This is a genomic window from Streptomyces sp. NPDC091649, from assembly GCF_044756785.1.
In the GTDB taxonomy this organism is placed as follows: domain Bacteria; phylum Actinomycetota; class Actinomycetes; order Streptomycetales; family Streptomycetaceae; genus Streptomyces.
In genome coordinates, this window is the sequence record NZ_JBIVTR010000016.1 from 107,589 (window position 1) to 129,130 (window position 21,542).

The following is a 21,542-nucleotide window of genomic DNA, read 5'->3' on the forward strand; positions in this document are numbered from 1 at the left end:
GTACGAGGACGGGAAGGCAATACCCGGACGGCTCGCTGTCCGGCCGCGGCGGAGACGGTCCAGCGGGGCCCGGCATGAGGGCAGGGGCAGGGGCAGGGGCAACGGGGCACCCAGGGCCACCAGTGCGCCGCCGGGGTCTCACACCGCGGACGCCGCCTCCGACACCACGCGCATCCCCAGTCCCCGCACCCGGTAGATGCACGTGTCGTCGCCCCACAGCGACGCGTCCGCCACCGCATAGGGGCCGCGCGCGTCCGCGCCGCTCTCCACGATGTCCATGTCCACCCGGATCAACCGGTCGGCCGGAGTGATCTGCCCCCGGTAGGTCCAGGACGCCTCGCGGCCGGGCAGCACCGGTTCGAAACGCGGGTGCTCGACACCGTCGGCCGCGCCCCGTTCGAGCAGGTGGAACTGGAGCAGCTGACACATGGCCTCAAGACCCAACGACCCCGGCTGCACCGGGTCCTGGAAGAAGTGGGCACGGAAGAACCAGGCGTCCGGGCGCACGTCCTTCTCCGACCGCAGCCGGCCCAGCCCCGCGCTCCCGCCGTCCGGCCAGTAGCCCGTGATCCGGTCCAGCATCAGCAGCATCGGTCCCGGCAGGCGTGGTTCCCCGGCGCAGTACCGGGCGGGCCGGGTCGTCAGGTCGACCACCCGGCCGCAGGGCTCGTCGAGGCGGGACCGGTCGTCCGCCGACGTCGTGAGCCCCTGCTGATCCTCGAAGGCCGACCGGGGGAAGTACCCGAAGACCGTGGAGAGTTCGAACACGGGCGAGTCGTCGGCCGTGCACGTCACCCGGAACGACTCGATGATCATGTCTCCGCTGCACGAGACCCGCGTCAGCTCGGCCCTGGTGCGTACCGTGCGGGTGGCCGGGGTGACCTCGCCGGTGACCGTCCCGGATCCGTCGAGGTTGCGGAACAGCAGATCGGTGCCGCTGGTCAACGCGCTGCCCACGTACGAGGCGAGCCATCCGCACGGTTGCAGGGCGATCTCGGTGAGGACGGCGAACGGCATGGCCCGGCCACCGCTCTGCTCGAAGTACCACGCTCGGGCTGGTACGTCGTACTCGGCGACGACGACGCTGCCCTCGCGCATCCCGGCCTGCGGCCCGTCCACCGACACGATCCGGCTCATGAAGTGGTACGGCGGGCCGGGGAGCCGGGCCACCCTGCGGGTGCCGTCGAAGGGCTCGTACATGGCGCCGAACGCCTCGCTCGGCCTGCCCCACGCGCACGCCAGCAGGGAGGCGTGGTCGAAGGGGAATCCGTCGGCGGCGACCGCCACGGGCTTCTCCTCCCGGTGCCCGGCCAGTCCGGCCAGCCGTGGCGGCGGCACCGGGTTCCCGTCGGTCTGCACGGCGGGCGGACCGCAGTGCCGCCAGTGCGACAGCGGCCAGTCGGGGACCAGCCGGATCGCCATGTCGCGGCCCAGGAACGCCTTCGCCCCGTCCACCGAGCCCAGGACGTCGGCGTGGAGCGTCGGAATCGGCCCGGCCGAGACGCCGCGTACGAACACCTCGTAGACGACCCGCCGGCCCTCCGGGGTCGCCTGGCCCCGGCACATCGCCGTGGAGGGGTGGTCGCTGACCGGTTCGAAGCGCCAGCCGTCCCGGTCGAGCGTGAAGCCCATGGCCGTCAGGTAGAACGCCATCGCCTGGAGACCGCCCTGGAACATCAGGGTGCCCGGCATGCACGGGTCGTTCTTGAAGTGGCCGGTGAAGAACCAGTCGTCCGGGGACAACGCGGTCTCGGCGCGCAGATAGCCGCGGCCCCACGGCCCTCCGGCCGGATCGAAGGCGGTGACCTCGTCCAGCAGCCGCAGCCGGCCCTCGTCGAGCCGGGGGGGACGGACGTGGGCCGCCGTCGCCTCCCAGCCGGGCCCGAAGCAGTCCGCCGGCCGCCCCTGGGCCAGGGCCCGCACCCGGTCCGCACCGAAGCGGGACCGTTCGCAGCGTACGGCCGGCGGATCGAGCGGCAGTCCGTCGCCGGGCGAGTGCTCGGCGGGATCCCATCGAACGCCACCGCTGCCGACGAGCTCCGCCGGGGTGAAGAACCCGGCCTGGCCCTCGCGGACGCTGAGCCGCAGCTCGCCGTCCACGTAGCAGTCGTAGTGGAAGAAGGCCAGCCGGACGCCGTCGGCCTCCGCATGGCCGTCGAGATGGATCTCGAAGCGCAGGGTGTCGCCCGCTTCCGGCGGGCTGCCGTGGAACGTCACCTCGCAGCCGAGCAGCCGATAGGCGCGCTCGCCCCGGTTGAGGAGGTCGATACCCAGCCAGCTGAGCAGGAGCAGGTCGGCCTGGCCCGCCTCGATCAGCAGACCGGCCGGCATGCGCCCCGTGGAGTCCAGGTACCAACTGCCGGGCAGGACGTCGGTCTCCGTCCAGATCCTGCCGTCCGTGCGCACCGGGCCCGGCAGTGCGAGCGCCCCGGGGACGGCGTCGATGCCGGTGACCCGGTCGGCGAGCAGCATGGGCGGCCCGGGCATCCTGGTCTGCACCGCGTAGCCGTCCTGCTCCGCGAAGCGCGGGCCGAACAGGGTGGAGATCTCGCGGGAGGCCAGGTGCTCCAACTGGGCGCGGTCGAACGTGGGCCCGGGCTTCGGAGCCGGCGCCGGGAGCGACGGGACGGCAGGCGGTGCGGTGGGTCCGGTTGGCCGCGGGGGAGCGGGGCGGGGCGCGGTTCCCCTCGTGCCGGCGGAGGTCATCGCGGTGAGGGCGAGGGCGGAAACCCGCAGGAACCGCTGATGGGCCTCGGTGTGCGCGGCCATGACCTCCTGGTGCAGTGCGGCGACCCGGAGGCTGTGCCGGGCGGCCACGGCCCTGGCCCCCGTCGCCCCCGGCTCCGTAGCCCCCGCCGCCCCCGGCTCCGCCGGGGCGTCGGCAGGTGGCCGGTGCCGCTGGTCCGAGGGGCCAGGGGAGGGGAGGGCGACGGCGGCCGGGGCGGCTGGGGCACCGGGCTCCCGGACGGCCGGGGCGGCGACGCGGACGGGGCCGCCATCCGGAACCGGGGTCAGCTCGGGGGCCCGGGGAAGAACGGTCACGGCAGGCTCCAGGGGCGGCGGCAGGCACGGAGTGGGGGGTACGCGAACGGTGACGGCGGGGCCGGGGCGAGGGGGCTCTGTCGAGGCGTCGGCGAGCCGGGCGAGCAGCGCGTCCGCCTTCACCGGCACTCCGGCGACGACGAGTTCGCCGAGCGCGAGGCACAGGTGCCGCAGCCCGGCGTCCCCCGGGGCGTCCAGCGCGACAGCCACATGCTCCCGGTCGCCGAGCACCCGTTTGATCCAGCCGGTGCACAGCCTCCGGGGCCCGTGCTCCACGAAGATCCGGACACCGTCCGCCCACGCCTGCTCGACCGTGGCCGCGAAATCGATCGTGCCGAGGGCCTGCGCGGTGATCGCCTCGGCGGCCCGCTCGGCCGTCGGCCGGTACGCCTGCCCGGTGGCCCCGCTGTAGAACCGCACCCCGGGCACCTCGACGGTGTGACGGCGGTGGGTCGCCCGCCAGACCTCCTCCACCTCGGCCAGCTCCGGCGCGTGGGCCGCCATGTCGTAGTCCAGCTCGATCGCCCGGTCGGCACCGATTCTGGCCACGACCGCGGCGCACGCCCGGGACTCGCCGCCGATGACACAGACCCCGGGCGCGTTCACCGCCATCAGATGGACCGCGGCCTCCGCGGCCAGCTCCGCGCGGACGGCTTCCAGGGGAGCCCCGACCAGGTAGCTCGACCACCGGGAGCCCTGGATGCCCCGCCGCCGCCAGAAGCGCCGGACCGCCCGCAGCTCACCCGTGAGTTCGGTCGTGAACAGACCGCTGTCCCGGGTGGCCTCGTACAGTCCCGGGGCGTCCGGCCAGGCCCCGAGCGCGACGAGCGCCGTGGACTCGCCCGAGGAGTATCCGAGCGCCGCATCGGGCCGCAGCCCGAGCACCTCGCGGCTGAACACCGTGTGCAGCACGGCGAGTTCGGCGACGGACCAGATCTGGCCGAGCACCCCCGGCTCCACCCGGGACCGCAGCCGTGTCCCCACCGCCCGGTGCTCCTCCCGGACGGTTTCGCCCAGCGACGGGCACGCCAGCATCAGCTCGTGGCCCATCCCCGGATACGCGGCCGAGCCGTTCGTGTACACGAAAGCCGTCTGACCCGTGACCGGCCCGTCCCGGTAGAACACGTCGGCCGGACGGACCCCGCCCCGTGTCAGCCAGCGGTGGGCGGCTTCCGCGCGGTCCTGCGGCGCGGTGTCGCCGTCGACCACGAACGCCAGCCGGGCGGGCCCGGCCGAGGACTCCGTACCGGATTCCAGTGCGGCCAGCACCTCTTGGCGGTCGGCCCCGGAGAAGACGCGCAGACGCGGAGCCCGGCCCCGCAGCCACGGCCGGGGATCCCCCGCGCGCAGCCGTACGCCCGCGGCCGGCCCCTCCAGCGGCTCGACGACGACCCGCGCGGTATGGGCGACGGCCGCGGTGTCCGCGGGTTCGCCCGCACGGGGGACCGCGCGGTGCTGGAGCGACAGCGCCGCGACCGCGACGGAGACCAGCCCCGACGCGGCATGGGCCCGCCCGAAGGCCGACGCCGGGTCGAACACCGCCTCGGGGCCGTCGCCGATGACCATGTCCGGCTCGTCGGCGGCCTCCTCGTCGAGCAGGGCGATGACGGTGTCGCCGTCCCTGCGCGCGATGTCCAGGGGCTTGAGGACCAGGACGACGGCGGCGTCCCCCGGCTCGTCCTCGTGACCGAGCTCCCGCAGGGCGGCCCGGTGGACCGCCTCGCAGGACAGGTCGGTGGCGCCGACGAGAGCGGCGTCGGCCTCCCCCGACCGGACGGCCCGGGCCGCGAGCTCCAGCGCGACCAGCCCGGACGCCTCCTCCGCGGACACCGTGAACCCGGGCCCGCCCAGATCCAGTTGCGTACTGATGCGGTTCGCCGCGAGGTTCGGCATGCTGCCCACCACGCCCTCCGCCGTCATGGGCGGAGTGAAGGCGTCCCGGGCGAGATCCGCCGACGGACCGGTGGAGGCCGCCCCCGACTGCTCCATCCAGTACGGAACCCGCCAGCGGGCACCCGCGCGCGCCACCTCCGGGTCCACCCCCGTACCGATGACCACCATGGTCCGCTCGCGCGGCAGGCTCACCGTCCGGGCGGCCTCCCGGGCGGCCTCCAGGACCAGGAGCTGATGACGCACGGTCCGCTCCAGGCCCAGCGGCGGGAAGCACAGGTCCGTCAGCTCCACGGGGATCTCCACGACGGGGCCGCGCCGTTCACCGCCCAGCACCGCCCGGCGGAAATCCTCGGTGGACGTCCCCTCGCCGACCCGGGCGCCGACGGCGACGATCGCCACCGGGGTACGGGAGCCCCGCGCGTCGGGTGCCGGATCCGAGGGCGCAGCGTCGGCGGCCGGTCCGGAACGCCGGACACCGGACGCCGGGCTCCGCGCCGGACCGCATGCGGGGGGCGGGGGCGCGTCCTGCGGATGGTCGACGACCACGTGGGCGTTGGTCCCGCCGAACCCGAAGGCGCTCACCGCGGCCCGGCGCGGACCCGCCCACTCCTCCGGTGCGGACAGCACCCGCAACGGCGTGCCCGCCAGCACCTCCAGCGGCCGCCCGGCGCCGAGTGTCGCCGGCCGGACCCCCGCACGCATCGCTCCGAGCACCTTCAGCAGCCCCGTCACGCCCGCCGAGGCCAGCAGGTGGCCGACGTTCGACTTGGCCGAACCGATGGGCAGGTCGTCGGCGGCCCCGAAGACCCGGGCCATGCCACGCGCCTCCACCGCGTCCCCCACCGGCGTCCCCGTCGCATGGCACTCCACGAGCGACACCGACTCGGGAGCGACGCCCGCCCTGTCGTACGCCAGGCGCATGGCCCGCACCTGGCCCTCCTCCGACGGGCTGATCAGCCCCGAGCCACGCCCGTCGTTGGACAGTCCCACACCGCGGATCACCCCGAGCACCGGCAGGCCGGCGGCGCGCGCCCCGGAGAGCCGCATCAGGGCGACGAACCCGGCCCCCTCGCCGTGCACCAGCCCGTCCGCGTCCCGGTGGAAGGGGCGGCTGCGCCCCGTGCGGCTCGTCGCGGACAGCCCGCAGAACCCCACGTGCAGGTAGAGGGGATCGGGGCGGCTGACCGCACCGGCCACCATCAGGTCGGCGGTGCCGTCGTGCAGCCGGTCGCACGCCAGCTTGATCGCGTACAGCGAGGACGCGCAGGCGGCGTCGAGGGACCACGCCCCCGCCCCGAGCCCCAGCGCGCGGGCCGCGAGCAGGGCGGGCAGCCCGGACGAGAAGCGGTTACGGGCGTCGGGGCGCGCACGACGCTCACCCGTCAGCAAGGCGTCGCGCAGCCGGGACCGCTGAGCGGACAGCCAGACGTGTTCGGCGAAGGCCGCCCCGGCGGGCGTCGGGTACGACAGGTTCCCCAGCACCAGCCCTCCGCGCGGGACCGGGCCCGTGCGGCCCGCCTCGGCGAGCGCCTGCCGTACCCCGTACAGGACCCAGTGGAAGAGCGGGTCCAGCGACGCGATCCGCTCGGGGGCGATGTGGAAGCCGCCCGGGTCGAAGACGGACTCGAACCCCTGGACGTAACCGCCGACATCGGTCCAGGTGCGGTCGAGGTGGTCGTCCACGGTGCCCATGGCCCAGCGGTGCGGCAGCCGCCACCGGCCGGCCGGGGCGGCCGACAGGCTCACCCGGCCCGCGGCGATGTTCTCCCAGAACGTGTCCGGGTCGAGCGCGCCGGGCAGCACACAGCCCCGTCCGACGACGGCGATCGGTTCGACAGGCATACGGATCTCGCTTCGCGGCAGGGCGGCGGCCGGGGACGGGGTCAGGAGGGGCGGCGGACGAGTTCGACACCGATCAGTTCCAGCCGGACGGAACCGTCGGCGTCGATCAGTGCCGCGTCGCAGCGCGCCCCCGCGTCGTGCGCCTTCCGTCCCCGGACGACACATCGCACGGTGCCGTCCACCGGTCCGTGCCGGTGCACCCTGCATTCGGCCACGGACATCGGCAGCGTCGCCGCACCGAGCACCTTCTCGCCCCAGAGCAGGGCGAGTTGGAGCGCGCCGTCCACGGCGGCCGCGTCGAGCGGCCAGTGCTCGCCCGACCAGTCCAGGGCGCGCAGGCCCGCGACGGTCGCCTCGGCTCCGTGCTCGGAGACACCGCGCACCGTGCGCAGGGCCTGGAACCGGGGGCCGTGGAAGAGGACCTCCCCGTCGTACCAGGCGGTCCGGTCGAGCGGCTTCAGGCCGTCCGGGGTGTCCCACACGCTCGCTCCGGCTTCCCCGTCGCCGGGACCGAGGACGGCCCGGAAGTACGCCGGGCCGTCCTCGCCCAGCAGCTCCGCCTCCAGGCCCGACGGGGACCCCGGCGCGCCCCGGCTGCCGAGCAGGGTGAGCCGGTGGCCCGTGCCGGACAGCTCCGGCAGGGGGTACTTCCTGTACACCCGCAGATCACGCAGGACGAGCCCTCCGGCGGTCGGCAGCCACGCGGCGGCCGCACCCGCGAACCAGTTCAGCACCAGGGCCACGGGCAGTACCGGCACGTCGGCGGGCGCGTGGTCGGCCAGCTGCGGCAGGGAGTCCGAGCGGACGAGCAGCTGCGCGCGACGAGGATCAACGGCCGGCGACAGGGCGGCCGGGCCGTCCCCGGCCGTCAGGATGACCCGGGCCTCACCGGCGGAGCCGTCCAGCTCGGCGGTGAAGGCCGCGGCGCCCTGGTCCAGGGGGATGAGCGGGACCCCCGACCGGCCGAAACGCGCGGCCAGGGCCGGGGTGACCATGCCGCCCTGCCAGGGACCCCACGCCACGCACCGCACCAGACAGCCGGGGCGGCGGGCCTGTTCGGCCGACGCGACGTGCTGGAGGATCTCGTTGGCCATGGCGTAGTCGCTCTGCCCCGGGTTGCCGAACACGGCGGCCACCGAGGAGAACAGGCAGATCGTGTCCAGGGGATCGTCCGCCGTCGCCGCCAGGAGCGCCCGAAGACCCTCCACCTTGGTGGACATCACCAGCTCGGCCTGTTCGTCGGTCTTGTCGACGATCCGCTTGTCCGCCAGCACCCCCGCACCGTGCACGATGCCGGTGACCGGCCCCCACGCCTCGCGCACATCGCGCAGAGCCTCGGCGAGGGCGTCACCGTCGCGGGCGTCCACCCGGACGTACCGGACGGACGACCCCGCGGCCTCCAGCTCCGCCAGCGTCGCCCGAACCTCGCGCGCGGCCAGGATCGCCCGGGCCCGCTCGGCGATCCGGGCGGGCGAGGAGTCCGCCGCCGCCCCGGTGGAGCGCTCCGCGAGCAGATGGGTGAGCGCCGCTTCGTCGGTGGCCGACACCAGACCGGCGGGCTCAGCGGCCAGGTCCGTCCGGCCCAGCAGCACGATCCGCGGCCGATGGGTCCTGGCCAGGTCGAGCAGCGCCGCGGCGGTCACCCCGCGGGCCCCTCCGGTGGCCACGATCACCGACGCGGAAGAGATCCGCCGAGTGTCACCGGGCGTCACCGGCCGGGGCGCCGTGCGCAGGACGGCGCGGGTGCCGTCCGCGCGGAGGCCGACCTCCGCGTCGGCTCCCCCTTCGCACAGTTCCCGCACGATCGCCTCGGCGGCCTCCTCGTCGTCCCTGCCGCCCCGCTCGCAGTCGATGATCCTGACCGAGGCGTCCGGCCACTCCTTCGCCGCGGTCCGGGCCAGCCCGGCGACCCCGCCCAGCCACGCACGGCCGGGCGCGTGGCCGCCGAGCCCGAAGTCACCCCCGGTGTCCTGCACGGTCACGAACACCCCGCCGTCCCCGGCCGCTCGTGCCGCGACCGCCCGCGCGGCGCGCAGCGCCGAGCGGTGGACCTCCCGCGCCTCCTCCGGCGTGCCGCTCGCGGTGAAGCCGCCGAGGTGGACGACGCCGCGCGCGTCTTCGGGCACCTCCGCCACGGCGGTGGCGTCCACGCCGCGTTCCGCCAGCTTCCGGGCGACGAGGCCGGTGAGCCCGCCCCCGCCCGCGCCCTCACCGGTCACCAGGACGGGCCCGTCCAGTAGTCCCGCAGTGGCCAGCCCGGACGCCGGTGACTCCACCGCGCACGGAACGAGCCGCGTCAGCGGCATCGGCGGCACCGACGGGACCGGCTCGTCGGAACCGGTGCTTCGGGCGGCCGGGGGACCGGGCACGGCCCGGTCCCCCGGGCCGGTCCCGGAATCCCGGCCGGCCGCCTCCGGGGCATCGGGAGGCCGGACCTCGCCGGTGAGCGACTCGACGATCTCCCGCAGCGTACGGAGCTTGCCGAGCCGGCCGACATCGCCCGCTGCCACGTCCCCCACCTGCTGGCGCACGGCCGACAGGATCTCGACGCGCTTGATGGAGTCGACGCCCAGGTCCGCCTCCAGCTCCATGTCCACGTTGAGCATCGCGGTGGGGTAACCGGTGAGCCGGGCCACCACCGACAGGAGCAACTCCTCCAGCTCCGGCGGCGACAGGCGCACCGGGCCTTCTGCGGGATCGGGATCGGGAGCGGCAGCCGGTGCGGCAGCCGGTGCGGGCGGAGACACCGCAGCCGTTCCGGCTTCGACCGGCGCGAGGTGCGCGGAGGCCGCGGGAGACGGGGGAGCGGACGCGGGCGCTGCTGCCGGAACGGAACTCACGACGGGAGCGGCCGGGGCCACGGGCGCCGGGTCGCGCCGAGGTGACGAGGCGCGGGGCAGCGGAAGCGGCGCGGCGGGAGCCGGCGGGTCCACGGCCCCGCCCTCGTGCGGCGCCCCGAGCATCGCGGCCAGGGTCGTCTCGGTCATCCGCAGGAAGGCCATATGGCTGTCCGTGAGCATGCGCTGGCAGGCGGCGTGGGCCTCCGCCGTCTGCCGTTGGACGCCTTCGACGGCGGCGAACCAGTCACCGCCGACAGCGCTCGCCGCCCCTGTGCCGGGCGACGGCTCGGGATGCCGGGGTGCGGATGCCGTCCCGTACGCCGACGGCTGCGGGGCGGGGACCGGAGAGGGAGCGTGCGCGGGCATGGGGACCGCCGGGGTGTCGGGCGCGGATACGGGGACGGAGCCGGATACGGATGCAGGGACGGAGCCAGGGCCGGGTACGGATACGGGATCGGTCACGGCGGCCGGGGCGGGCTCGGGCGGGCGCTGCGGTTCCTGTCCCGGAGCGGCGGGCGCGGCGGTCGACGCGGTGCCGGATCCGTGGAATTCGCCGTAGTTGGCTCCGCTGATCTTCACGGTCATTCGGGGCTCGCGCTCCTTCGCTGAGGTTCCGGGTGAGGCGTACGGCGCCCAGAGGCTGTCGAGATCCAGGGGGACACCGCGTACGGCGAGTTCGCCGAGCGCGGCGTGCAGGGTGTCGGCCCCCGACCGGGCCGGCCGGTCCAGGGGAACGGCCGCGTGCTCCCGGTCTCCGAGGATCTGTCCGACCAGACCGGTCAGGGCGGTGCCGGCGCCGACCTCGACGAAGGTGCGTACTCCCGCCGCGTACATCGCCTCGATCTGGTCCTGGAAGAGCACCGGCGAGGCGAGATGACCGGCGATCCGGCGGCGTACCTCGTCGGGGGACGACGGGTACGGCGCCGCGTCCGTGTTGCCGTAGACCTCGATCCGGGGCTCCGCGAGCGGCACCGTGCGCAGATACGCCGCGAGCGGCTCGACGGCCGGGGCGACCAGGGGGCTGTGGAAGGCGGTGGACGTGGCCAGCCGGCGGGTGCCGACCCCCTCGGCGGAGAACGCCTCCTCGGCGCGTACGACCGCCTCCGGCGAGCCCGAGAGCACCACTTGGCGCGGGGCGTTGTGGTTGGCCGGCCAGATGTCCTGGAACCCGCCGTCGGCCAGCACCTTGGCCACGTGTTCGCGGTCCGCCGCCACCGCCAGCATCGCGCCCGGGGCAGCTGCGGCATCGCGCATCAGCTCGCCGCGGCGACGTGCCAGGCCCACCAGCGCCTCGGCGTCCAGTGCGCCCGCACAGTGCAGCGCCACCAGCTCACCGAAGCTGTGGCCCGCCACGCAGTCCGGCCGCAGCCCCAGCTCCCGTACCACCGCCAGCAGCGCGAGCGCGTGCACCGCCAGCGCCGGCTGCGCCCACTCGGTGGCATGGAGAAGCTCCCGTCGCGCGGCGCGTTCCGCGTCGGTGAAGGCGGGCGGCGGGAACACGACCCGGTGCAGGGGCCGCCCGTCGAAGCGGGTGACGCCGAGCCGGTCCCAGACGGCCTGGGCGGCCGGCGCCAGCATGGCGAGACCGGCTCCCATCCCGACGTACTGGGAGCCCTGCCCCGGGAACAGGAAACCGACGCGGCCCGGGGCGGCCTCCCCGCACGCGTACCGGGCTCCGGAGGGCGTGGCGAACGCCTCCTCCGGGTGCCGCCGGATCACCGCGATGGCCTGCGCGTACTGCTCCCGCAGGTCCTCGGAGTCGGCGGCGACCACGGCCAGCCGTACCCGCGCGGCGGGTGAGAAGGCGGCGTGGCTCTCCCGTGCCAGCGCGGCCAGCGGACGCCCGTCGTCCGTGCGCGGCGGCACCAGGTCCGACGGGGTGTCGCCGCTGAACAGGACCAGTTCGCTGGACGCCGTACGGTGGCGCGGGGCCGTGCGGCCCGCCCCGGACGGCGCGTACTCCTCCAGCGTGACGTGGAAGTTGCTGCCGCCGAAGCCGAAACTCGACACCGCCGCCCGGCGGGGATGACCGGCCCGTACCCACGGGCGGGCCTCGGTGTTGACGTAGAACGGTCCGTCCGGGGCGGCGGCCGCCGGATTGGGCCGTTCGACCTTGACCGTCGGCGGCAGGACCTTGTGGTGCAGGGCCATGACCGCCTTGAGGAGCCCCGCCGCCCCCGCCGCGCACTTGGTGTGGCCGATCTGCGACTTGACCGAGCCGATCGCACACCATGGCCCGTCGGCCCGGCCCGAGGACCCGAACACCTCGCCGAGTGCGGCCAGTTCGGCGGTGTCCCCGGCCTTCGTGCCGGTCCCGTGCGCCTCGACCAGCTCCACGGTCTCCGGTCCGTAGCCCGCCTGCTCGTAGGCGCGTCGCAGGGCCCGCGCCTGGCCGTCGGGCAACGGGGCGTAGATCGCCGTGCTCCTGCCGTCGGAGGAGGTGCCGATGCCCCGGATCACGGCGTGGATCCGGTCGCCGTCCCGCTCCGCGTCGGACAACCGCTTCAGCGCGTACATGACGACCGCTTCGCCGAGCATGGTGCCGTCGGCCGCGTCCGAGAACGGCCGGCAGTCACCGCTGGGGGACAGCGCGGGCGTCTTGGAGAAGCACAGGAACATGCCGATGTCGTTGCCGGTGTCCACGCCACCGCTGATCACCAGGTCGGCGCGGCCGAGGGACAGCTCACCCACCGCCGTCGACAAGGCCGCCAGGGAGCTGGCACAGGCGGCGTCGGTGGTGTGGTTGATGCCGTGCAGATCGAACCGGTTGGCGATCCGGCCCGCGACGACGTTGCCGAGCAGCCCGGGGAAGGACGACTCCCGCCACGGCGCGAAACGGGCCGAGATGCGGTCGCACACGGCCCGCGCCTCCGCCTCGCCGAGGCCGCTCTCCCGGAGCGCCGCCAGCCACACGGGGCGCTGGGTGCGCGCGTACATGTGCGGAAGGAGTTCGAGGGAGGCCGCGCCGAGGACGACACCGGTCCGGTCCCGGTCCACCCCGGACAGGCCGCCGGTATCCGCCAGCACCTGGTCGGCGACCATCAGGGCGAGCAGCTGGGAGGTGTCCGTCGACGACAGCGTGGCGGGGGGCACCCCGTAGGCCATCGGGTCGAAGTCCACCTCGGAGAGGAAGGCGCCCCGGCGGGCGTACGTCTTGTCGGGGGCGGCCGGGTCCGGGTCGTAGTGGTCCTCCACACGCCAGCGGGCGGCGGGCACCTCGGTGATCAGGTCGCGGCCGCCCGTCACGTTCCGCCAGTAGCCGGCCGCGTTGGTCGCGCCGGGGACCAGGGCGCCCACGCCGACCACGGCGATGGGGACCTGGCGGGGGGTGGAGCCGGACACGGTGTCTCCTCGAAGTCGGGTGGTCGTCGCTGGCGCCTCGGCGGCGCCGGGGCCGCTCACGCCAGCTCGCACGGCGCGTGGGTGAACGCCTCGGCCGGCAACGCAAGGCCGTACGTGCGCAGTTGGTGGGCTCGGGTGAGCACGGCGGCCCCTTCGAGCAGGTTGAGCGCGATCTGCACCACGGACCGGTGTGCCGGATCGGCCAGGAACGTGCCCGCCACCCACTGGTTGAAGGCGCCCATCGCCGGCCCGCACCAGATCTGGTAGTCGGCCCGCCGCGACCCCTCCCCGGCGATCGCCCACCGGCTGGAACTGCCCAGGTACCAGCGGAAGACGAGAGCCATACGGTGCTTGGGATCGGTCTCCGCCCGGGTGACCTCGGCGGGATCGCGCTGCTCCCAGAAGGCGCGCGTCCGCTGCCAGACCTCGTCGAACGGGGCGCGCAGCACATCGCGCTCGATCGAGGCCCGCAGCGCGGACGGGATCTCCTCCAGCGAACCGTGGGCCCGGTACGCCGCGTGGAGCCGGGCCGCCCGGGGGGCGAACATCGTCCCCCGGGAGAGCACCTGGAGCTTCACACCGAGCTCGAACATGTCGGCCGCCGGCGCCATGGCCACATCGGAGACGTCGGCGTCGCAGAGCATCGCCTTGGCCTCGTCGGACAGGCCCGCCTCGACGGCCGTCTGGTTCACCGACCCGACGACCACGTAGGACGCGCCGAGGGCGAAGGCGGCGGCCACCGCCTCCGGAGTGCCGAGGCCGCCGGCCGCGCCGAGCCGGACCGGCCGGTCGTATCCGAACCGCCGGCACAGCGCGTCCCGCAGCGCGGCGATCCTCGGCAGCAGGACCGACAACGGCCGGTTGTCGGTGTGCCCACCGCTGTCCGCCTCCACGGTGATGTCCTCGGCCACCGGCACCAGGGCCGCCAGGTCGGCCTCCTGGCGGGTCAGCTTCCCCTGGGCGACGAGGGAACCCAGCAGCGCGGGCGGGGCGGGGGAGAGGAACCTCTCGGCCACCTCGGGCCGGGAGACCTTCGCCAGCAGGCGCGTGCGCCGGACGATGCCGCCGCCCGCGCCCCGGCGCAGCCCGCGGGCCGAGCACAGGACGACCGCCGGAGTCAGCTCCATGAACGCCGACGCCGAGATCACGGGAACACCGGTGCGCAGCAGCAGCTCGGCGACGCGCCACTCCAGCGCCGGTTCGGCCGGCGAGTGGATGAGGTTGACGCCCCAGTTCGAGCGGGACTCCAGCTCGTGCGCCAGGGTCCGGACGGCCCGCTCCACCTCGGGGTAGGCCAAACCGCCCGCGCCGAAGAAGCCGAGCATCTCCGCCCCGGCCATCGCCAAGACCATCCGGGTGGTCGCGATGCCGTTCGCCATCTCCCCAGCGACATACGGGAAGCGGACGCCGTGCGCTTCGCAGAAGGTGCGACCGCCGAGCCACTCGGGGTACAGCGGCGGCAGCGTACCGAGCACCGGGCCGTCGGGCAGCGGACCGGTCGCGAGCCCCAGGTCACGGCCGCCCGAGCCGCTGACGACGTGGACGGGCTCCCGGATCCGCCGGGCACGGGCCGCGATTCCCTCCGGCGAGAAGACCGGTGGGGAAGCGGCGGGGGAGCCGGGAGCGGCGAGGACGGACACGGGAGGGCTCCAACGGGGAGGGGCGTCTGCTGGTCAGGCGTACGGGGCGGTCGGGAGGACGGGAGGACGGTCCGGCACTCCGGGGAGAGCCCCGCTCCGCGGGGCGAGACCGGACCAGAGGTAGTCGAGGCCCACCGGGTCGCAGGCCGCCGACGATCCCAGCCGGCTCCTGACCCGGGTGTCGTCGAACCGCCGCCGGTGGGCGAGGTAGATCGTCATGCCCGGGTAGAAGTCCAGCAGCGCCTCCAGCGCCGACGGGGCATCCGGCTTGGCGGCGACCAGGTCGATCGAGATCGGACCCAGCCGTTCCAAAAGGGCCACCACCGTCGGTACGGGCACATCGCGGTCATGGACGACGTGGTACGTGTCGACCCCGCCCGATGGCGGCAGTCCGGCCAGCCGCACCATGGCCTCGGCCGCCTGCTCCACCGGCAGGAGGTTCAGCCGGCCGTGCGGGTGCCCCACGGTCCGGACGCGGGGCGGGCTGTGCGGACCCGGCTCCGCGGGGCCGGCGGTGCGCCGCGCGTCGCGCAGGATCCGTTCGACGACCAGCAGGGGATGCGCGGGCAGCTCGGGGTGCGGCGGCAGGTCCGTGACCAGGATGCTGGGCCGCAGGACCAGGGCCGGGCGGCCGTGCTCCCGGGACCACGCGTGGACCAGCAGCTCCGCCTCGTACTTGGACCGTTCGTAGGCGTTCTCGAAGCCGTGGGCGTCGTCCAGCTCGTCCTCGTACGCCACCCCCTCCCGCCGCGCCCCGGCCACGAACGCGGTACTCACGTGGTGGACGGCCGGTGCCCGACGGCCCGCCGCCGCCAACTCCAGCACGTGCCGCGTCCCTTCGACGTTGGTCCGGCGCAGCTCGGGAAGATCGCCCTCCAGGTTGATGGAGCCCGCGCTGTGCCAGATCGCGTCGAGGCCGTCCGCGAGCCTCTGGAACATCCGCCCCGACAGCCCCAGCCTCGGCAGCGCCAGATCGGTCTCCACCACCCGCAGCCGGCCGGGCAGCTGGGCGGTGAACGCCTCCGGCGAACCCGTCAGTTCGAAGAACCGGGTGATGCGGTGGAGAGCGTTCCCCGACCCCGCGTGGGCGAGGACGGTCACCGACCGATGGGCGTCGAGCAGGCGACGTAACAGGCGCAGTCCGAGAAATCCGGTGGCACCGGTGAGGGCGACGTGCACGAGCGTGCTCCAAGGGCAGTGAGGGGGTGGGCCGCGTTCGCGTGCGGAGACGGCGGTGCCGCCGTCGCGGCGACCGGGAGCGGAACCGGGGGATCAGGAGGATGAGGGCGGGGGAGGGGAGACGGGCGACGGAAGAGCGGAACGGGAAGGTATCGGCCGCCCTTCGGCACGGCACGGTCGCCGCCGGCCGCACGGTCCGTGTCCGGGCGTTCGGCCGGCCCGATGCGTGGTGCGGTGCGTCCGGCCGGTCCGGTGCGGCTGGTGTTCGCCGACTCTCCGCCACCCCGTCTCGCCGGAGATTCCCAGGTCCTCACTCGACCCGATGGCTCCGGCGCACGGCACACAATGTCAGACAGCGAGCGCGACACCGGCCCGGATTCCCTCTGCTCACCCGAACGAAGTACGCCGCCCCGCGAACCGTTAACGCCGGCGTGGCTCGGAGGAATCCGCCGCAGGCCAGGCCGCCCGGTCGCGGTGGGCGGCGCGATCCGGCAGGAGTCGTACGGGAGCGGCCCCCGGCCCGTCCTCCTTTCGAGGGAACCCTCCGGCAGGGCTCCGGGCCGACCCGCGTGGGTTCGCCCTTCCGGCATCGACCGGCGGCGGCGGGGTCTTGCAGGCCAGTCAGGGCAGGGGGAACGAGGGGAGGCGGCGCTCGACAGCGGATGCGCCGGCCGTCGCCGGAACCGGCCCGCAGCCGGCCGCCGAAGCCTGCTCTTCGTCCGCGTGCCGCACGCACCGGCTGCGGCCGGTGGCCATCCTGGTGGCCGGCCGGGCGGCTTGGCGACGGTGTGCCGCGGGCCGGTCCGGCGGCCCCGCGGCACCGGACCTCTGCGGTCCACCCACTCGCCTCGCCCTTCTCCCCGGACCGGCAGCCCCCTCCAGATGTCAGCGACTCCCCCTCGGCCCGGATTGGAAACCCCGAAGCCCATGCCTGATTCCGAGCAGTCCACCCGGCCTACCCCGCCTGAGCAGTCCACCGGGCCTACCCCGCCTGAGCAGTCCACCGGGCCCACCCAGCCCGAGCAGTCCACCGGGCCCGACCCGACCGACCGGCCCTCCCGACCCGCATCGTCCGACCGCTCCACCCGGTCCGACCAGCCCGGGCCGCCCGGTCCGGCTGCACCTTCCCCCAGCCACCCCACCCACGCGATCGACCGCGCGTTCCTCAGCCTGGCGCGTCGTCGGCCCGACGTGCGCTGGGACGCCGGTGGCGTCGCCTACCTCAGCGGCCCGCCCCCGGCCCTGGCCGACCTTCGCGCGTACGTCGGCTTCCGCCTCGGCCGGCTGCCTCTGCTCACCAGCCGGGTCGAAGGCGGCCGACGGCCCCGGTGGCAACCGGACGCGGACTTCTCCGTCGACCGGCATGTGCACGAGGTGGCCGCCGACGGCCCCGACGCATGGGAGGCCGCCCTGAACACCGCCCTCAACGCCCCCTTCGCCCCCGGCGCCTTCTGGGGGATCTGGCTGATCCACGGCCACGCCCCCGACGCGTACGCCGTGTGCTACCGCTTCCACCACGCCTGCCAGGACGGTTCGGCCGCCGCCATGACCTTCCGCACCATGCTGGGCGAGGGGGAGCCGTCGGCGCGCCCGGTGCCGGGCCGGAGCCGTCGGGCCGGGGTGCCCTGGCGGGTGGGCGCGGCCGTCGGACTGGCGGCGAAGTTCATGGCCGGCTCCCTCACCGTTCGCGGTCACCGCCCGGAGCCCGCTTTCGCGCCCACCGGAGAACGGCGGCTGTGGCGGGGCCGTGTACCGGCGGACACCCTGCGAGGCATCGGCGCCGCACGCGGCGGCTCCGCCCACGACGTACATCTGGCGGCGCTGGCCGGGGCGTTGTCGGTCTGGTCGGACCGCTCGGGCGTACCTCTTCCCCGGGTGACGGCTGTGCTGCCCATCGACGCACGCCGCCCCGACGAGGACCAGACGTGGGGGAACCGGTGCTTCGCCCTGCCGCTGGAACTGCCCGTGCGGACGGTTGCGGACCAGCCGGACGGGCCCGGCGGCGACGCGTCCCTGCGACGGCTGGAGCACGTCATGGCGACGACCCGGAAGGTACGGGGCGAGACCTGGCGGCAGGCGATCCAGGACCTGGTCCGCTTCATGCCGGGCCGCCCCACCGAGTGGTACCTCCGAAGGATGCTCTCCGCGCGGGTCACCAACGTCATGGCCACCTCCATGCCGCTCGCGGACAAGGGAAGCCTGGGGGAGACGCAGGTGACGGGCGCCGCCCTGCTGCCTCCGCTCGTGCCCTGGCACCTCTTCGGGGTGGGGCTGTCGTTCTTCGGGGACTGGGCCGAGGTGTCCTTCGTCGCCGACCGCGCTCTGCCGCAGGGGGAACTGCTGCCGGAACTGTGGGAGCAGGCGGTGGGCGAGCTGGAGAGGAGCTCGGCCCCGGAGTGAGGCAGCCGGCTCCCCGGCACCGGCTGCCGAGGGGCCGCGCGGGCGGGCGAGGGGGCCTCGCGGGCCGGATCACACGGCGTCGGCCGCCGGAGCGGGAGGGGCCCCGGCGGACCGGGGCGGGACCACTCCGCGCGCCCGGCGCCTGCCCGCGCGGAGTTCCCGGCGCAGGGCCTTCCGGTAGGAGCGGACGTCGATCTCGATCCCGTGACGGTAGCTGGACACGTAGGTCCTGCCCTGGCGCCGGCGCTCACGGTCGATGGCCCGCTCCATGGCCTGCGGCGACGGCGGCGCGACCGCTCCGGTGATCAGGTCGGCGACCCAGTCCGCCTGGGGTTCGAGCAAGGGGAAGGCGGCGCCGGCGGGTTGAGCGAGCCCCATGAAGTAGAGGCCGGGGAGCCGGGGCGGCACCGTGCGCAGAAAGAGCTCGGTGCGGCCGTCCGGGGCGGCGAAGACCGCGGGGTCCAGGAACGGGAAGAGGATGGAGTAGCCGGTGGCGTACACCACGGCGTCCACGGCTTCGCGGCTGCCGTCCGTGAAGGCCGCCGTGTCCCGGCCGAACGAGCTGACGCCGGGCTTCGGGGTGATCGCCCCCCGGGCCAGCTGGACGAGGAGTTCGTCCGACGTCGAGGGGTGGGCGGCGAGGGGACCGCGGACGGGCCGGGGGAGCCCGTAGTGGGCCGGGGCGCCACGGGTCAGCCGCAGGAGAAGCGCCATCGCCGGGCCTTTGACGAACCGGGGGAGGCCCGCGAGCGGGCTCCACGCCAAGTGGTCCGCCGGCCGGCCGAGCAGCATCTTGGGGAACACGTGCGCCGGACGGCGTGCGGAGAGGTACGTCCGCGCGGCCGTGCGGGAGACCTCCGCCGCGATCTCGCATGCGGAGTTGCCCATACCGATCACCAGCACCCGGCGTCCGGCGTACGGTTCCGGGACGCGGTAGTCGTGCGAGTGGACGGCGGGTCCCTCGAAGTCCTCGGCCCCGGGCACGGCGGGATCCGGGAGGCGGGGGGCCCAGTGGTGCCCGTTGGCCACCACCACCGCGGTGTAGCGCTGCGCGGTCACCTCCGCGTCCGGGCCCCCGCGGGGCCGGCGGACGACCTCCCAGCCGCCGCCGTCCAGCGGCCGCACCGAGGTGACCTCCGTACCGAGGGTGATGTGGCGGTGCAGACCGAACGACGCGGCGTAGTCCTCCAGGTAGGCGAGGACCTTGCTGTGGTGGGGGAAGACCGGATAGCTGTCCGGCATGGCCAGCGAGGAGAACGACATGCTCTCCTTCGAGATGTTCGCGTGCAGCGACGCGTACACGCCCGACATGCCGTTGTCGTTGCCGTAGCGCCAGAGCCCGCCGATCCGCGAACCGGCCTCGAAACAGTCGAAGGGGACGTTGCGCGAGGCAAGGACCTTGCTCGCGGCCAGACCGGACGGGCCTGCTCCGATCACGCACGTTCTCATGGCTGACCGACCTTCCCTGGGCTGCGCGCGACCTCACCGGTACGCGCCGGAACCGGGACCGCTGGGGGAGTGGACCCGAGCGTGGGCACGGAACCTCTCCCGGACGTGGTCATGCGGGCCGGGCCCCGGTCACGCTACGGGACAACCCTCAGTCATCCAGCGGCCTGTTGACCCGCCTTCGGAGGTGCACCCGTCGCACGGATGAAACGCCCCGCACGGGGTTGACGGCAGGGCGACGCACCGGCGGCCGACACCGTTTCCGCCGCCCGGCCCGCTCGTTGGGCACGAGCGGGCCGGTTCGCCGCACAGCGTCCACCCGGAAGGCCCGCCGGACGGCGAACGGGGGCCCGGTCCCGCGGCCATCAGTCAGACCTGTACGACGGAGCGACACGATGGACGTCACAGATGTGCACCACTCCTACCGGCAGCATGCCGTTCTCCGCGGCGTCGACCTCCGGCTACGGCCCGGCACCCTCGCCGGCATCGTCGGGGAGAACGGCGCGGGCAAGACGACCCTGCTGAAGATCCTCTCCGGTGAACTCAGGCCGGACCGCGGCTCGGTGAGCCACAACAGCGGGTTCGGCTACTGCCCGCAGTCCGTGGTGCTGGACGACTCCTTCACCGTCCGCCAGCACCTCGACTTCTTCAAGCACGCGTTCGGCCTCCCGGACCTCGGACGCGCCGAAGAAGTGATGGAGGCCCTGGCCTTCACCGCCTACCTCGACCAGCGTGCCGGCCTGCTCAGCGGAGGCTCCCGACAGAAGCTGAACCTGACCCTGGCGCTCATGCACGACCCGGACGTCCTCCTGCTGGACGAGCCCTACCAGGGCTTCGACTGGGAGACGTACCTGCGCTTCTGGGAACTGGCGACGAGGCTGCGCGACACGGGGCGCTCGGTGCTGGTCGTCTCCCACCTGGCCTACGACATCGACCGGCTGGACCTGCTCTGGCGCCTGGAGGGCGGGCGCCTCCACCCGCGGGAACGGTGCACGGAGGCGGCGGCATGAGGCGGCACTGGTCACTGCTGGCCACCGCGACCCGGTACGCGCTGATCGGACATGCCCGCAACCGGTTCGCGATGCTGCTCGTGATCGTGTACATCCCCGTGTGGATCGCCCTGGCCTATCTGACCATTCCCGACCAGTCGGCGCCCTTCCGGCTCCGGGCCACCGGCGACATCCTGTCCCCGCCCGGCAACCACCTCACCCAGATCACCGGAGCGCTGAACGCCGTCACCCTGATCGCCGGGTTCATGATGTTCGCGGCCACCTTCACGGGAGGCGCCTTCGACCGCCGCCTGGCGATGGCCGGATACCCGCGGTATCACCTCGTCCTGGCCAAGCTCTGCGCGCTCACGCTGGTGTGCGGCGCCATCGCGGTGTACGCCACGGCCGTGATCGAACTCGCCTGGCCACCCCAGCAGCCCCTCCAGCTCGCGGCCGCGCTGTTCTGCGCCGCCCTGACCTACGGCGCGCTCGGCGTGGTCTTCGGATCGGTACTCCGCCGCGAGGTGGAAGGCATGTTCGCCATCCTGATGATCAGCGTCCTCGACGTCGCCCTCCAGAACCCCCTGTCCAGCTCCGGGTCGGACAGCGCGGTCGTGCGTTTCCTGCCGACGTACGGAGCCGTGCAGGCCAGCATGTCCGCGGCCTTCTCCGACGCGTCGGCGGTCCAGGGCCTCGTGACCCAGCTGCTCTGGCTCGTCGGAGCCGCGGCGGCGGGCTTCCTGGTCTTTCGCCGGCGTACCCGCAACGCGCTGGCGCCGGCACGGAGGCCACGGACCGTGCCGGCCCCCTCCGGACCCGCGAACGGTGGGAGCGCCGGCGGGCCGCCGGCCCCCGCGCGGCACGTCCCTCCGGCGGAACGACACGTACGGCGCAACTGATCAACGCCCCGCTGACAGGAGCCGTGACCT

Annotated in this window: 8 protein-coding genes; 3 read left to right on the forward strand and 5 right to left on the reverse strand. The window is 74.6% G+C overall.

Annotated elements, in window-relative coordinates; all coding sequences use genetic code 11:
• Positions 1-138: 138 nt before the first annotated feature.
• Genes ACIQMU_RS24540 through ACIQMU_RS24555 form a run of 4 tightly spaced genes read right to left on the reverse strand, consistent with a single transcriptional unit; the run spans position 139 to position 15,778 of the window.
• On the reverse strand, positions 139-6,777 hold the full coding sequence (locus tag ACIQMU_RS24540) for a beta-ketoacyl synthase N-terminal-like domain-containing protein (protein ID WP_402689680.1): 6,639 nt from the start codon (positions 6,775-6,777) through the stop codon (positions 139-141).
• A gap of 41 nt (positions 6,778-6,818) precedes the next feature.
• Positions 6,819-12,959 (reverse strand): SDR family oxidoreductase, encoded by a 6,141-nt coding sequence (locus tag ACIQMU_RS24545; protein ID WP_402689681.1) that lies wholly within the window; start codon positions 12,957-12,959, stop codon positions 6,819-6,821.
• A gap of 56 nt (positions 12,960-13,015) precedes the next feature.
• A complete protein-coding gene (locus ACIQMU_RS24550; RefSeq protein ID WP_352242065.1) occupies positions 13,016-14,599 on the reverse strand; it encodes a PfaD family polyunsaturated fatty acid/polyketide biosynthesis protein in 1,584 nt (527 codons plus the stop codon).
• 33 nt (positions 14,600-14,632) lie between these two features.
• The gene (locus ACIQMU_RS24555; RefSeq protein WP_402689682.1) at positions 14,633-15,778 is read right to left on the reverse strand and encodes an SDR family oxidoreductase; all 1,146 of its coding nucleotides are present in this window, start codon (positions 15,776-15,778) and stop codon (positions 14,633-14,635) included.
• A 927-nt stretch (positions 15,779-16,705) separates the two neighbouring features.
• Between ACIQMU_RS24555 and ACIQMU_RS24560 the strand changes: the two genes are divergently transcribed.
• On the forward strand, positions 16,706-18,178 hold the full coding sequence (locus ACIQMU_RS24560; protein WP_402689683.1) for a wax ester/triacylglycerol synthase domain-containing protein: 1,473 nt from the start codon (positions 16,706-16,708) through the stop codon (positions 18,176-18,178).
• 69 nt (positions 18,179-18,247) lie between these two features.
• Here ACIQMU_RS24560 and ACIQMU_RS24565 read toward each other — a convergent pair whose 3' ends face one another.
• Positions 18,248-19,615 (reverse strand): NAD(P)-binding domain-containing protein, encoded by a 1,368-nt coding sequence (locus tag ACIQMU_RS24565; RefSeq protein WP_352242062.1) that lies wholly within the window; start codon positions 19,613-19,615, stop codon positions 18,248-18,250.
• Between the two features lie 404 nt (positions 19,616-20,019).
• On the opposite strand from ACIQMU_RS24565, the gene ACIQMU_RS24570 reads away from it, so the two are divergent.
• Together ACIQMU_RS24570 and ACIQMU_RS24575 are read left to right on the forward strand one after the other, a co-directional pair.
• The gene (locus tag ACIQMU_RS24570) at positions 20,020-20,634 is read left to right on the forward strand and encodes an ABC transporter ATP-binding protein (protein WP_352242061.1); all 615 of its coding nucleotides are present in this window, start codon (positions 20,020-20,022) and stop codon (positions 20,632-20,634) included.
• Positions 20,631-21,512 carry an ABC transporter permease gene (locus tag ACIQMU_RS24575; protein ID WP_352242060.1) on the forward strand — a complete coding sequence of 294 codons (882 nt, stop codon included), beginning with the start codon at positions 20,631-20,633 and terminating at the stop codon, positions 21,510-21,512. Before ACIQMU_RS24570 ends, ACIQMU_RS24575 begins: the two co-directional genes overlap by 4 nt.
• Positions 21,513-21,542: the final 30 nt, after the last annotated feature.

Bases quoted from the DNA above. Each gene is read 5' to 3' on its own strand.
- ACIQMU_RS24540 (WP_402689680.1), bottom strand. From the start codon at position 6,777: ATGCCTGTCGAACCGATCGCCGTCGTCGGACGGGGCTGTGTGCTGCCC.
- ACIQMU_RS24560 (WP_402689683.1), top strand. From the start codon at position 16,706: ATGCCTGATTCCGAGCAGTCCACCCGGCCTACCCCGCCTGAGCAGTCC.
- ACIQMU_RS24570 (WP_352242061.1), top strand. From the start codon at position 20,020: ATGGACGTCACAGATGTGCACCACTCCTACCGGCAGCATGCCGTTCTC.
- ACIQMU_RS24575 (WP_352242060.1), top strand. From the start codon at position 20,631: ATGAGGCGGCACTGGTCACTGCTGGCCACCGCGACCCGGTACGCGCTG.